General features: G+C 72.5%; 12 protein-coding genes and 1 tRNA gene. 4 read left to right on the forward strand and 9 right to left on the reverse strand.

The window, feature by feature from the left end:
* Window positions 1-24 precede the first annotated feature (24 nt).
* From DEJ05_RS16125 to DEJ05_RS16150, 6 genes are read right to left on the reverse strand one after another with little or no spacing between them, the layout of a single operon-like run.
* Window positions 25-669: a TetR/AcrR family transcriptional regulator gene (locus DEJ05_RS16125; RefSeq protein WP_111111062.1), complete on the reverse strand. Its 645-nt coding sequence runs from the start codon at window positions 667-669 to the stop codon at window positions 25-27.
* Entirely contained in the window at window positions 666-2,762 is a 2,097-nt protein-coding gene (locus DEJ05_RS16130; RefSeq protein ID WP_111111064.1) for a CocE/NonD family hydrolase, read from the reverse strand. Before DEJ05_RS16130 ends, DEJ05_RS16125 begins: the two co-directional genes overlap by 4 nt.
* A complete protein-coding gene (locus tag DEJ05_RS16135) occupies window positions 2,759-4,546 on the reverse strand; it encodes an ABC transporter ATP-binding protein (RefSeq protein WP_111111066.1) in 1,788 nt (595 codons plus the stop codon). The genes DEJ05_RS16130 and DEJ05_RS16135 overlap by 4 nt, the downstream gene beginning before the upstream one ends.
* Window positions 4,543-5,433: an ABC transporter permease gene (locus DEJ05_RS16140; protein ID WP_111111068.1), complete on the reverse strand. Its 891-nt coding sequence runs from the start codon at window positions 5,431-5,433 to the stop codon at window positions 4,543-4,545. Before DEJ05_RS16140 ends, DEJ05_RS16135 begins: the two co-directional genes overlap by 4 nt.
* On the reverse strand, window positions 5,430-6,458 hold the full coding sequence (locus tag DEJ05_RS16145) for an ABC transporter permease (RefSeq protein WP_111111070.1): 1,029 nt from the start codon (window positions 6,456-6,458) through the stop codon (window positions 5,430-5,432). Before DEJ05_RS16145 ends, DEJ05_RS16140 begins: the two co-directional genes overlap by 4 nt.
* Entirely contained in the window at window positions 6,455-8,056 is a 1,602-nt protein-coding gene (locus DEJ05_RS16150; RefSeq protein ID WP_111111072.1) for an ABC transporter substrate-binding protein, read from the reverse strand. Before DEJ05_RS16150 ends, DEJ05_RS16145 begins: the two co-directional genes overlap by 4 nt.
* A 235-nt stretch (window positions 8,057-8,291) precedes the next feature.
* On the opposite strand from DEJ05_RS16150, the gene DEJ05_RS16155 reads away from it, so the two are divergent.
* Genes DEJ05_RS16155 through DEJ05_RS16165 form a run of 3 tightly spaced genes read left to right on the forward strand, consistent with a single transcriptional unit; the run spans window position 8,292 to window position 9,942 of the window.
* Window positions 8,292-8,885 carry a molybdopterin-dependent oxidoreductase gene (locus DEJ05_RS16155; protein ID WP_111039580.1) on the forward strand — a complete coding sequence of 198 codons (594 nt, stop codon included), beginning with the start codon at window positions 8,292-8,294 and terminating at the stop codon, window positions 8,883-8,885.
* Window positions 8,882-9,673, forward strand: a complete 792-nt coding sequence (locus DEJ05_RS16160) for a ferredoxin reductase (protein ID WP_111111074.1) — start codon at window positions 8,882-8,884, stop codon at window positions 9,671-9,673. The genes DEJ05_RS16155 and DEJ05_RS16160 overlap by 4 nt, the downstream gene beginning before the upstream one ends.
* The gene (locus DEJ05_RS16165; RefSeq protein WP_111088028.1) at window positions 9,673-9,942 is read left to right on the forward strand and encodes a DUF6510 family protein; all 270 of its coding nucleotides are present in this window, start codon (window positions 9,673-9,675) and stop codon (window positions 9,940-9,942) included. The genes DEJ05_RS16160 and DEJ05_RS16165 overlap by 1 nt, the downstream gene beginning before the upstream one ends.
* A 284-nt stretch (window positions 9,943-10,226) precedes the next feature.
* Here DEJ05_RS16165 and DEJ05_RS16170 read toward each other — a convergent pair.
* Window positions 10,227-10,298 (reverse strand) — tRNA-Gly (locus tag DEJ05_RS16170).
* Window positions 10,299-10,431: 133 nt separating this feature from the next.
* On the opposite strand from DEJ05_RS16170, the gene DEJ05_RS16175 reads away from it, so the two are divergent.
* Window positions 10,432-10,638 (forward strand): hypothetical protein, encoded by a 207-nt coding sequence (locus DEJ05_RS16175; protein ID WP_027465565.1) that lies wholly within the window; start codon window positions 10,432-10,434, stop codon window positions 10,636-10,638.
* Window positions 10,639-10,658: 20 nt separating this feature from the next.
* Here the strand turns inward: DEJ05_RS16175 and DEJ05_RS16180 are convergent, their stop codons facing one another.
* A complete protein-coding gene (locus DEJ05_RS16180) occupies window positions 10,659-12,041 on the reverse strand; it encodes a hypothetical protein (protein WP_111111076.1) in 1,383 nt (460 codons plus the stop codon).
* On the reverse strand, window positions 12,038-12,627 hold a 590-nt coding region (locus DEJ05_RS16185; RefSeq protein WP_220037040.1), incomplete at its 5' end, for a MerR family transcriptional regulator. The genes DEJ05_RS16180 and DEJ05_RS16185, both read right to left, overlap by 4 nt.

The following is a 12,627-nucleotide window of genomic DNA, read 5'->3' on the forward strand; positions in this document are numbered from 1 at the left end:
AACGGTAAGGGAAGCCTTACCTCATCACAAGGGGGAACGACCGGTTCCGGCGATGTCCACAGCGGGCACACCGAGTTCGTGCGACAGGAACCGCCACATCCAGGACAGGGCGACCGTGTTCGTCAGCCCCGGGACGCCCTGGGCGATCTGGGTCGCGACGCCGTCGCTGTACGCGGCGAGCTGCAGCGCGACGGTGTCTGCGTCGGCGTCGACGAACACCCCGGCGTCCACCCCGCGCCGGATGACCCGCACCAGGCAGGCCTCCCAGACGCGGATGCGTTCGGCGTACTCGGCGGCGACCTCGGGCCGCCGGACCACCGCGGTCCAGTAGTCGGACCAGATCCGCCAGTGCTGCCGGACCTGCTCGGTGTCGCCGAACAGCGGGGCGACGAGCATCCGCAACCCCACCAGCACGTCGGGTTCGGCGTCGACGGCCGCGACGATGGCGCCGTAGAAGCGCTCCGTCTCGAGCACCACGACCTCGTTGAGGATCTCCGCGACGCTCCCGAAGTGGTACGTCACGGTGCCGACGGAGACGCCGGCCTCGGCCGCGATGTCGCGCAGTCCGGTGGCGCCGACGCCGTTCCGGACGATCACCGCGCGGGCGGCCTCGACGATCATCGCGCGCCGGACCTCCGGCCGCTGCCGGACGCGTGCCGCCGCGGTCACGCCGAGGTCCGTGGGACGTCGTCGACGAAGGTCCGCTCGGTGACGAGCACCTCGGGTTCGTCGGGTCCGCCGTCGCGTGCCCAGGCGCGCACGGTGTTGACGACGTGGAAGGTGTCGGCGTCGGCGGTGACCTCGGACGTCGTCTCGAGGCGCGCGGCCCACTCCGGCTTCGTCAGCCCGATCGCCCAGCGGGAACTCGCCCGTGCGCTGGTCGGGTCGTCGGAGCGGATCCGGTATGTCTCGCGGGCGTCCTCGGTGAACACGAGGCCGTCCGGGTAGACGCGTCCGCCGCCGTACCCGGGGTCGACGTCGAGCGTCCACTCCCCCGTCTCGACGTCGTGCGTCACCGTGCGCTGCGGCAGCGGGTCGGCCGGCGCGACGCGCTCGATCACGAGGGGCTCGGACCGCTCGGGCTCGGCGAAGACCACCCCGTCGTCGGTCTCCCGGGTCCAGGTGGGCAGGGTGACGCTCGAGGCGGTCGGGTCGATCGTCACGGTGGCCTCGACGCCGTGCGGCCACACCCACGGCCAGTACGACGAGGAGACCGCGATGCGCAGCCGGTGTCCGGCGGCGAACCGGTGTCCGGTCGAGACCAGGCGCACGGGCAGGTCGGCGGGCGTCCCGGGCACGAGCACGTCGTCGCGGTCCATGCCGTCGCGCTTCGCGGCGTTCAGCACCCCGCGCGTGACGAGCGTCGACGAGCCGTCCGGTGCGACGTCGCAGAGCCGCACGGTCAGGGTGGCCCGGGGCTGGTCGCTCGTGACGGACAGCCGCACGAGCACGTTGCCGAGCAGGTCGAACGCCTTGCCGACGGGCAGGTCGAAGGTGACCGACCGGCCGTCCTCGGCGCGCTGGTCCGTCGGCAGGTCGGTGGCGTTGCCGAACGGGAAGAACCGACCGGCGTCCACCCCGGTGTGCTGCGGCGACCGCACGACGACCGGTCCGAGGTCGCCGCCCCGCAGGGCGGCGAGGGGCAGGACGCGCTCGTGGGTCGCGGCGGAGGGCCACGCCTCGGCACCGATCCAGCGACCGCGGCGTCCGGCGTAGTACGGCGCGGGGGCTTCGCCCTCGTTGATCCAGGCCCGCAGTGCGGGGTCGTCCTCGACGCCGGTGTCGACCCCGCGCAGCCAGCGGTCCCACCACCGCAGGGTCTCCTGCAGGAACCCGATCGACGGCCCCGGTGCGAGCCCACGGTCCGGGTACTGGTGCGACCACGGGCCGACGATGCCCTTCACGGGGGCGCTGACGTGGTCGACGAGCCGGAGCACGGCGTCCCGGTACGGGTCCGCCCACCCGCCGACGGCGAGCACCGCGGCGCGGATGCCGTCGTAGTCCTCGGCCGCGCTGCCGTGCCGCCAGTAGTCGTCGCGCTCCTGGTGCGCGAGCCACACCGGCGTCATCGGGCGGTTCGCCTCGAGGCGTTCCCGCCACCGGTCGATCCACCCGGCACCGACGACCTCGGGCCGTGGCGGCCGCGAGTTGAAGGCGAACATCGTCGCGCCCCAGGCCGCCATGTCGATGCCGAGCACGGCGCCGCCGACGTAGTGCACGTCGTTGTCGTACCGGTCGTCCGTCGAGCAGACCGTCACGATGGCCTTGAGGGCGGCGGGTGCCCGGGCTGCGAGCTGCAGCGCGTTGAAGCCGCCCCACGAGATGCCGAACATGCCGACGGCACCGGTCGACCACGGCTGCTCGGCGAGCCATGCGATCACGGCCTCGCCGTCGAGCAGCTCCTGCTCGCTGTACTCGTCGTCGAAGAACCCGTCGGACGACCCGGTGCCGCGGATGTCGACCCGCACCGAGGCGTACCCGTGCTGTGCGTACCAGGGGTGCCGCTCCGAGTCGCGCGGTGCGGTCCAGTCGTCGAGCCGGTACGGCAGGTACTCGAGCAGCACCGGCGTCGGGTCGCTGGGCGCACCCGACTGCGTCGGCGACTGCGACGGCGCCCAGATCCGGGCGTGCAGCCGGACACCGTCGGGCATCGGGATCCACTCGTCGCGGACCGTCACGCCCGCGGGCAGCGAGCCAGGGTCGCCGATGGCGGTGAAGGTGGTGGCGGCGGTGCCGTGGGCGGTGCCGTCGTCGGTGGTCATGCGTCCTCCCAGTTGCGGGTGCGGTGTCCGTCGCCGTGGTCGGTCCAGCCGTCGGCGTGCCGCCAGCGCGGCACCCCGTCACCGACGTCGGGCAGGGTCGTGCTGCCGGGTTCGAGCGTCGCCGCGAGCAACGTCGACGTGTACGGGTGGTTCGGGCCGGTGAACACCCGCTCGGTCGGCCCGATCTCGACGATCCGGCCGCCGGTCATCACCGCGACCCGGTCCGCCACGCCCCGCACCACGGCGAGGTCGTGGCTGATGAACAGGCAGGCGAGGCCCCGCTCGCGCTGCAGGTCGGCCAGCAGCGCGAGGATCCCCGCCTGCACCTGCACGTCGAGCGCCGTGGTGATCTCGTCGGCGATCACGAGCGACGGCTCGGCCGCGAGTGCGCGCGCGATCCCGACGCGCTGCCGCTGCCCACCGGACAGCTGCGCGGGCAGACGGTCGGCGAACTCCGGCCCGAGCCCGACCTGGCTGAGCAGTGCCCCGACGCGATCGCGCGAGGACGAGCCGCTGAACAACCGGAGCGGCCGCGCGACGGCTGCACCCACGGTGCGCCGCGGGTTGAGCGACGTGTCCGCGTTCTGGAACACGAGCTGCACCGCGCGCCGCAGGGCGGGCGCGCGGCCGGCGATCGGCTCGCGCAGGTCGCCGCTCGTCGCGCCGTCGTCGTACGTGAACGTCCCCGACTCGGCCGGCACCAGGCCGGCCAGCGCCGTCGCGAGCGTCGACTTGCCGCTGCCGGACTCGCCGACGACGGCGAGCGTCTCGTGCGCGGCGATCGTGAACGAGACGCCGTCGACGGCGGCCGGCAGGCCGCGGCCGTAGCGGATCACCAGGTCGTCCGCGGTCACCACGGGGCGGGCTGCGCGCTCGGGAGGCACGGTGCCGGTAGCCGTGGAGCCGACCGTCCCGGGGGCGGTCGCGTCCAGGGCGTCGCGATCCGCTCCTCCAGGCCGTCGCCCGTCCGGCACCGCGGCCAGCAGGGCGCGCGTGTACTCGTGCTGCGGCGCGGCGAAGAGCGCCGCGGTGGCGGCGTGCTCGACGACCTCGCCGTCGCGCATCACGGCGATCTCGTCCGCCATGGCGGACACCACCCCGAGGTCGTGGCTGACGAGCAGGACGGCCATGCCGAGCTGCCGACCGAGGTCGGCGACCAGGTCGAGGACCGCGGCCTGCGTGACGACGTCGAGGGCGGTGGTCGGCTCGTCGAGGACGAGCACGCGCGGCCGGGCGGCGACGGCCATCGCGATGGCGATGCGCTGCTGCTGCCCGCCGGACAACTGGTGCGGGTACCGGCGGACGATCCCGTCGGGGTCCGGCAGCCGGACCAGCCGGACCAGCTCGGCGACGCGTTCGGGGCCGTCGGGCTCGCCGTGGGCGCGGAGGGCCTCGCGGATCTGTTCGCCGACGCGCATCGACGGGGTGAGCGCCTGTCCGGCGTTCTGGGCGACGACCGAGGCGGTGCCGCCGCGGAGCGCCCGGCGGCCGGCCGGCGACAGGGCGAACACGTCGGCACCGTCGACGCGGACCGTCCCGCCGTCGATCGCCGACCCGGCGCGCAGGTGTGCGAGGAGCGTCCGCGCGACGGTCGACTTGCCGCTGCCGGACTCGCCGACCAGGCCGAGGGTGCGACCGGCCTCGATCGCGAACGAGACACTCCGGACGACGGGGACCCGTCGCTTGCCGGCGGCGTACGAGATGGACAGGTCGTCGACGCGGACGATCGCGTCGGGCACGGTCGTCGTCGCGGCGGACGTCGTGCCGGTGTCGGTGCGGGTCATGCGCTGACTCCCTGCTTGGCGCGGTCGACGCCGAGCGACTTGCTCAGGCCGTCGGCCGCGAGGTTCAGTCCGATCACCAGCGTGGCGAGCGCCACGATCGGGGCGAGGGTGCCGAGCGGCACCACGGTGAGCGCGGTGCGGTTCTCCTGCACCATCAGGCCCCAGTCCGGGGTCGGCGGGTTCGCGCCGAAGCCCAGGAAGGACAGCGACGCGACGAGCAGCACGATCCACGACGCCCGCATCGCGTACTCGACGAGCACGACGTCGAGCACGTTCGGCAGGATCTCGCGGAACACGATCGACAGCGGCCGCTCGCCCCGGGCACGGGCCGCGGTGACGTAGTCCTGGGTGATCACGGTGCGGGCGGCACCGCGGACGACCCGGGTCACCGCGGGGGCGTAGACGACCGTGACGGCGAGGACGATGACCCAGAGGCCGGCGTCGAAGACCGTCACGACGACCAGGAGCGCGAGGATCGACGGCACGCTGAGCAGGGCGTCGACGACGCGCATGACGACCTCGTCGAACCAGTTGTCGGCGTAGGCGGTGACGCAGCCGAGCACGGTGCCGACCGCGACGGCGATCGTGGTGGCCAGGAAGGTCACGGACAGCGCGTACCGGCCGCCGTTCAGGGTGCGGGACAGCACGTCGCGGCCGTACTGGTCGGTGCCGAGCCAGTGCGTCCACGTCGGACCGGCGAGCACGTCGCCCGCGTTCGTGGCGACCGGGTCGTGCCCGGCGATGACCGGCGCGAGCAGGGCGAGGACGACGTGCAGGGCGATGAGGCCGAGGCCGATGCTCAGCGCCGTCGACCCGCGCAGGGGTGCGATCGCGCCAGCGAGCACGTCGCGTCCGACGCGGCGGCGGCGGGGTGCGGTGGCGGTCATGCGGCGGCCTTCCTGGTGCTGCGGGCGCTGCGGGTACGCGTGCGCGGTCGTCGCTGGCGGGTCCGCAGCTTCGGGTCGAGTGCGAGCGCGACGAGGTCGGCGGCCAGGTTGCACACGACGTAGATCAGGGCGCTCAGCAGGGCGATCGCCTCGATGGTGGGCAGGTCGCGGTTGAACACCGACTCGAGCATGAGCTTGCCCATCCCCGGGTAGTTGAAGACGTTCTCGACCACCACGACACCGCCGAGCAGCCACGCGACGTTGAGCGCGACGACGTTGAGCGTCGGCAGCAGGGCGCTCGGCACCGCGTGCTTCCACACCACCCGGCGCATCGTCAGGCCCTTGAGCTCGGCCGTCGTGACGAACTCCGACGCCATCACGTCGATGGTCGACGAGCGGGCCGTCCGCACGATGTAGGCGGCCATCGCGAGCGTCAGCACGATGATCGGCAGCCAGATGGTGGGCAGCAGCTCGGCCACGGTGGCGTCGCTCCCCCGCAGCACGACGGCGGGGAAGACCGGCAGGCCGATCGCGAACAGCAGCACCAGGACGGTGGCGACCATGAACTCCGGCACGCTCATCACGACCAGGCTGACGATCGAGATCACCTTGTCGCTCGGACGGCCGCGGCGGACACCGGCGATGACACCGAGCGTCAGGGACACCGTGACGCCGACGAGCATCGCGGGCACGGCGATGAGCATGCTGTTCCGGAAGGCCGTGAACAGCGTCGGGGCGACCGGTTCGCCGCTGACGAGCGAGGTGCCGAAGTCGCCGTGCACGGCGCCGCCGAGCCACTGCAGGTAGCGGAGCCAGACGTTCTGGTCGAGGCCGAGGGTCTCGCGCAGTTGCTTGACGGCGTCGGGGGTGGCGTTCTGCCCGAGCAGTTGCTGGGCGACGTCACCGGGGAGCGCCTGCACCGCGAGGAACACGAAGAGCGAGGCGAGCACCACCGTCAGCACGGCGATGCCGACGCGGCGGAGGACGGGGACGAGGACGTCCGACGGCGTGTTCGTGGTCGTCATCGGCGCAGTCCGATCCGCAGGTAGTCGAACTCGAAGCCGTACTCCGAGTAGTTCACGACGTCGCGGGACAACCCCACGAGCCGGTCGCCGAACATCGGCGTCATGTCGGCACCGTCCTCGACGACGAGCCGCTGGGCGTCCTGGTACAGGGTGAGCCGCTTGGCGTCGTCCATCTCGGCGCGGGCGTCGTCGAGCAGCCCGTCGAAGGTCTCGTTCGACCAGGCGCTCTCGTTGTACGACGACCCCGAGCGGAAGATCTGGTTGAGCAGCTGGTCGATCGGCCGCCCCGTGAACCAGTAGCTCACCATGAGCGGCTTCTGCATCCAGATCTGCGTGTAGTACGAGTCCGAACTCGCGTTGCGGACGGTCAGACGGATGCCCGCGTCGGCGACGGCGTCGCGGTAGGCGACGGCCATCGGGGTGAACACCGACTCGTAGCTCGACGTGTAGATCGCAGCGCGGAAGTCCTCGCGCCCGGCCTGCTTGAGCAGCGCCCGGGCCTTGTCCGGGTCGTACTCGCGGTGGTCGTCGACGAACGCGGCGAGCTGCGGCGGCACGGGGTTGTCCCAACCTGCCGAACCGGTGCCCTGCAGTGCAGTGTCGACGATCTTCCGGGGGTCGTAGGCGAGCTTCATCGCCTGGCGCACCCGCGGGTCGCTGAACTCGTCGCTCGTGGCGAGCATCGGGATCGTGTACCACTGGGCGTTCTTCGACCGGGCGACAGTGGCCCGGTCGGACGCCGACACCACCCGGGCGGTGGCGAAGTCCAGGTTGGTCTGCGAAATGAGGTCGATCTGCCCGGCGAGCAGGGCGTTCACCCGCGCGGTGGTGTCCTGGATCGAGTAGAAGTCGATGCCGTCGAGCGCCGGGCGGCCGGCGAAGTGGTCCGGGAACGCCTCGACGCTGCCGGCACCGGCGGGGGTGAACGACGACAGCCGGAACGGCCCCGTCCCGATCCCGGTGCGGCCGATGTCGGCGATGGCGTCGGCCGGCACGATGTAGCACTGGTAGGCGGTGAGCAGCGACGGGAACTCGGCGTTCGGCTTCGTCAGCGAGAAGCGCAGCGTGTACGGGTCGACGGCGCGCATCGAGTCGGCGTCCATGACCTCGCCGAGCACCCCGGCCTGCGGGCTGCCGGTCTTCTCGTCGAGGATGTGCCGGATGCTCGCGATCGCGTCGTCGGCGGTGAACCGGGACCCGTCGTGGAAGGTCACACCCCGGCGGAGCGCGAACGTCCACTCGGTGCCGTCGGCGTTCGCGGACCACTCCTCGGCCAGGTCCGGCACCGGGGTGCCCTGCTGGTCGAGCTTGACGAGCCGGTTGTACAGCGCGCCGAGGTACTCGTACGCCGACAGCGAGCTCGCGGAGTCGAGGGTCTCGGCGGCGGACGCGGCGGGTCGCGCGATGCGCAGGCGTCCGCCGCGACGGGCGACGCCGGTGGCCGCGGCGTCGGGGATCGTGGGGGTGCCGGCGGTCGCACCGGAGCTGCACCCGGCGAGCGTGAGCAGGCCGAGGCCGGCCAGACCGGCGGCGCCGGTGATGAGCGCCCGACGGCTCGGACCGTGGGCATTGCGGGGTTCGGGGACGATGGGCTGCATTCGGGGTGACCCCTCCTGTAATCGTTCCGGTGAACGATAGAGGTCCTGGGCCGATCCCCCAAGCTCGCTCCTGACGCGCGGATCACCACCGCGGCCGACCCGATCGGCGAGCCCGCGCGGATCCGCCGCCGCGCACGACCGTTCCGAACACCGGTGGAACGTTTACCAACCCGTTACACGGCACCGCCCGGCACACGGCATGATCGGGAACGCACCGACGTCCCCGAGGAGGACCATGGCCACGTTCACCCGCGGGTTCGGCGGTCGCCGCGAAGACCGCGACGACACCCGCATCCCGCCCGGTCAGACCCTGGTCCGCGACTGGCCCGTCCTGTCCGCCGGGGCGACGCCCGACATCGAGCCGACCGACTGGGCCTTCTCGATCCGCACCGAGTCCGGCCTGCACCAGTGGACCTGGGACGAGGTGCACGCACTCGGCGTCGAGGACGTCACCGTCGACATCCACTGCGTCACGCACTGGACCAAGCTCGACATGCCGTGGCGGGGTGTCCCGCTCGACCGCCTGTTCGAGGACGTCGAGACCGAACTCGACTACTGCATGGTGCACAGCTACGGCGGCTACACGACCAACGTCCCGCTCGACGAGCTGCTCGACGGCAAGTCCTGGATCGCCTTCGAGGCCGACGGCGAGCCCCTGACGCCCGAGCACGGTGGGCCCGCCCGCCTGCTGGTCCCCCACCTGTACTTCTGGAAGAGCGCCAAGTGGGTGCGCGGCATCGTCATGCAGTCCGACGACGAGCCCGGCTTCTGGGAGAACGCGGGCTACAACCTGCACGGCGACCCGTGGAAGGAAGAGCGGTACTGGTGACGCTCCCCGACACCGGCCTGGAGGCACGGATCACCCCCGTCGCTCGTCCCGCCACCCGCAGGCGGCCGGCTTGGCACGCCGCCACCGTCGCGTCCGTCGGCCGCGAGACGACGAACGCGCGCCGGATCGTCCTCGACGTCCCCACCTGGCCGGGCAACGACCCCGGGCAGCACCTGGACCTGCGACTGACCGCCGAGGACGGCTACCAGGCACAGCGCTCGTACTCGATCGCGTCGGCCGGCCCCGCGACCGACGTCGTGCTCGCGGTCGACCGGGTGGACGGCGGCGAGGTCTCGCCGTTCCTCGTCGACGCCGTCGAGGTCGGCGACGCGCTCGAGGTCCACGGACCCCTGGGCGGCTGGTTCGTCTGGCGGCCGGGTGAGTCCACCCGTCCGGTGCAGCTCATCGCCGGCGGCTCCGGCATCGTGCCGCTCGTCGCGATGGTGACCGCCCACGCCGAGGCGGACGACGCGGCACCCTTCCGGCTCCTCGCGGCCGTCCGCACACCGGACGACGTGTTCTTCCGTGCGGAACTCGACCAGGCGCTCGCGAGCCGGGCACCGCTCGAGGTGACCCACGTGTACAGCCGCACCGCGCCTCCAGGCTCGACCGTGCCGGCCGGTCGGCTGACGCGGGACGCCCTCGCTGCCGCGGTGTTCCCGCCGGACGCGGGCGCCCTGGTCTACGTGTGCGGGTCGACGCCGTTCGTCGAGCAGGTGCTGCGCTGGCTCACCGAGCTCGGGCACGACACGAGTGACGTCCGCGCCGAGCGGTTCGGGGGCAACTGATGGTCGTCGTGGACGGCAACGCGCTGGCGGGGACACTGGCCGACAGCCTGGGACCCGAGCCGACCGTGGTCGCCCTGCGCTGCGCCGGGTGCGGGTCGCTCGGGGTGCTCGGGCAGACCACCGTCCACCGCACCGCGATGGGGTCGGTGGCGCGCTGCCGCGGGTGTGACACGGTGCTCGTCACGGTCGTCGAGTCCGGGGCCCGACGGTGGGTGGGGTTGCCCGGCGCCCGCACGATGTCGGCGCCCCTACCGGACGGCATCGAGTAGCACAAGGCTTGCGCGGCGGGTCGTGCGGGTTTCTTGCGGGTTCCCGCAACCGTGGATCCGGTTCCCACCCGAACGGGGGACGGCTCCGGATACATCCTCGGAACTGCGCCGGGCCACCCACCCGGCGCGTGCCAGTGGGGGCAGGGTCGCCTCCGCGCCCGGTGGGCGCGGGAACCCGAAGCCTGCGCCCGCTGGGCCCCCACGCCTTCGGTGCCGCGACGCCCCGCAACGACGGAACCCCCGCCGCTCTTCCGAGCAACGGGGGTTCCGGTCTTCCTGTTCTGAGCGGATGACGAGATTCGAACTCGCGACCCTCACCTTGGCAAGGTGATGCGCTACCACTGCGCCACATCCGCATTCACACGCCGTCCTGGCCGTGCGGAGACGACTCTACCCGAAGAAGGGCGGCATCACCGGTTCCGGTGAAGGTTCCGGGCGTGTCCGGCGCGGCGCGGGCGGTCCGTCAGGTCGACGGAGTTCGATCGGACCATGAGCTACGTGCACGACAATCCCGGCGGGACCGAGGCCCACGGCGTCGACCTGGTCGACGGCGACGCCCCCGCGATCCGGATCCTGGTGCACGGCGACCTGCCGACCACGATCGAGCACGAGGGTCGCACCTGGCTCGCGACGGGCGACGCCCACGACGCGGGCGACGACGACACCCCGCCGATCGCGATCTACCGCCCGGTCTGAGCCGACCCAGGGCGGCCCGGTCAGTGACCGCGGACGTCACCCGTCAGGATCGCGTGCTCGACACCCGCTGACAGCTCGTCGTGCAGGGCGTCCGCGAAGAACTCGCCAGCACCGAGGCTGATGAGGTGCGCGACCGCGGCCTCGGCGGCCGGGAACCCGGGCTCCCACTCGTCGTGCAGGAACGCGCGGACGTGTCCGGACTCGTGCACGACGACCACGCCGATGTGCTCGTGCCGGGTGCCGTCCTCGAGCACGGCGTCGAAGACGATCGGCTCGGTGTCCTCACCGAGTTCCTCGAGCAGGACGGTGCCGGTGCCCGGCCACTCCGTCCGGTACGGCGGCAGGTCGGGTGCGTGCAGGTGCCCGGCGAGCTCGTCCGACGCCGACTCGATGTGCCCGGTGGACAGGTACTCGTCGACGACGTCGTGGATGCGGGCGTGCAGGTCCGGCTCGTACTGCCACCAGCGCTGGTGCACGGTGCGCAGCCACTCCTGGGTCGCGGCGTCGGCCGAGGCCGAGATCCCCACGAGCTGCGGTGCGGTGCCGGGCGAACCGACGACCTCGAGCTGTTCGTCGTGCGTCTCGACCGTGATCGACCCGGTGGTCTCGTCCGGGTGCACGCCGTGGACGTCCTCGGGCGCGGCGGCCCAGATGCTGGCGGGGAGCTTCGGCGGCAGGTCGAACGGCACCGCGATCGCGGGTTGCGTCATCGCGTGGTCGATCGCGTCGCCGAGGTGCACCTCGTCCGCCCGGGACCCCATCACGATGCCACCGGCCGGCGGCGCGAGCGACAGGTGTTCCAGGTCGTCCGGCGCGGCGTTCATCGAGGTGAGCACCGCGGTGTCGGCCCACTGCACGAACCCGCCGGCGGAACGGTCGTCCTCGCCGAACGGCACGTCCCACACCGTCGGGTCCGTGAGCACCCACGATGCGGTGCGACCGGCCGGACCGTGGCGGACCGCGTCGACGATCGCCGGCACCAGTCCGGGCAGCGCTCGGTAGGCGGGACGGACCGCGAGTCGGTCGACGGCGAGCAGGTCGGGCTTGCCGAGCATCTCGGCGGCGTGGGTCTGCAGCGAGAAGAACGTCTCCCCCGTCGCGTCCTGCGCGGCGACGGCGGACGCGAAGGACCCCGCGACGTCGGAGACCTGGTAGCCGAGCACCAGGGCCTCGAGCGACTCCGGTGCACGGCTCGTGAAGGCGGTGACCTCGGCGACGGAGACCGCCTCGGTCTCGTCGTCGTCGGTGATCGGGACGCGGACGTCGATCACCCACCGGTCGACGTCCTGCCCGGGGTAGGCGTCACCGTCCTCGTCCGAGATCGTGATGTGCACCAGGCGCAGGGAACCGTCCCAGGCGTCGTGGACGTGCTGGGCGATGGCGGCATCGGGGTCGTCGTTCACGGACGCAACGGTACCGGTGCGGAGGGCACCGACCGGAGCCGCGTGCCCGAGGAGGCGTAGGCGGAACACGACGGGCACCGCGTCAGCAGGTCGTGGGTGCAGTCGATCACGTGCTCGAGGAACCGCTCGGCGTCGGCCAACTGGTCACGCTGCGCCCGGATCTGACGGAGACGCTCGGTGATCACGCCGGACCGGTCGGGTTCACTGCGTCGGAGCACCAGCCGGATCTCCGCCAGGCTCATGCCGACGCCCTGGCAGGCCCGGACGACCTGCAGGCGACGGACGTGTTCCTCGGAGTACTCCCGGTGACCCGACGGCGCTCGATCGGGGACGACGACCCCCGTGTCGTGCCAGTGCCGCAGCACGTGGACCTCGACGCCGACCCGCCGAGCTGCTGCACCGATCCGCACCGTGCCCCGTTCGTTCCTCTTGACCTCAGGTCGACCTGAGGTCCTAGCGTGCGACCATGCTGCCACGCCGAGACGGATCGCCTGCGCTCGGAGCGTGGCGTCCACCGTCGGCCCGCGGTCCGAGTCGCCGTACCCGGGCATGTCCCAGAGGAAGACCCGGTGGTGCTGCGCGAGCG

This window comes from Curtobacterium sp. MCLR17_045, assembly GCF_003234405.1.
GTDB classification, from domain to species: Bacteria; Actinomycetota; Actinomycetes; order Actinomycetales; family Microbacteriaceae; genus Curtobacterium; species Curtobacterium flaccumfaciens.

Coding starts and splice junctions, on each gene's coding strand:
- DEJ05_RS16130 (WP_111111064.1), bottom strand. CDS start 2,762: ATGACCACCGACGACGGCACCGCCCACGGCACCGCCGCCACCACCTTC.
- DEJ05_RS16135 (WP_111111066.1), bottom strand. CDS start 4,546: ATGACCCGCACCGACACCGGCACGACGTCCGCCGCGACGACGACCGTG.
- DEJ05_RS16140 (WP_111111068.1), bottom strand. CDS start 5,433: ATGACCGCCACCGCACCCCGCCGCCGCCGCGTCGGACGCGACGTGCTC.
- DEJ05_RS16145 (WP_111111070.1), bottom strand. CDS start 6,458: ATGACGACCACGAACACGCCGTCGGACGTCCTCGTCCCCGTCCTCCGC.
- DEJ05_RS16150 (WP_111111072.1), bottom strand. CDS start 8,056: ATGCAGCCCATCGTCCCCGAACCCCGCAATGCCCACGGTCCGAGCCGT.
- DEJ05_RS16155 (WP_111039580.1), top strand. CDS start 8,292: ATGGCCACGTTCACCCGCGGGTTCGGCGGTCGCCGCGAAGACCGCGAC.
- DEJ05_RS16165 (WP_111088028.1), top strand. CDS start 9,673: ATGGTCGTCGTGGACGGCAACGCGCTGGCGGGGACACTGGCCGACAGC.
- DEJ05_RS16175 (WP_027465565.1), top strand. CDS start 10,432: ATGAGCTACGTGCACGACAATCCCGGCGGGACCGAGGCCCACGGCGTC.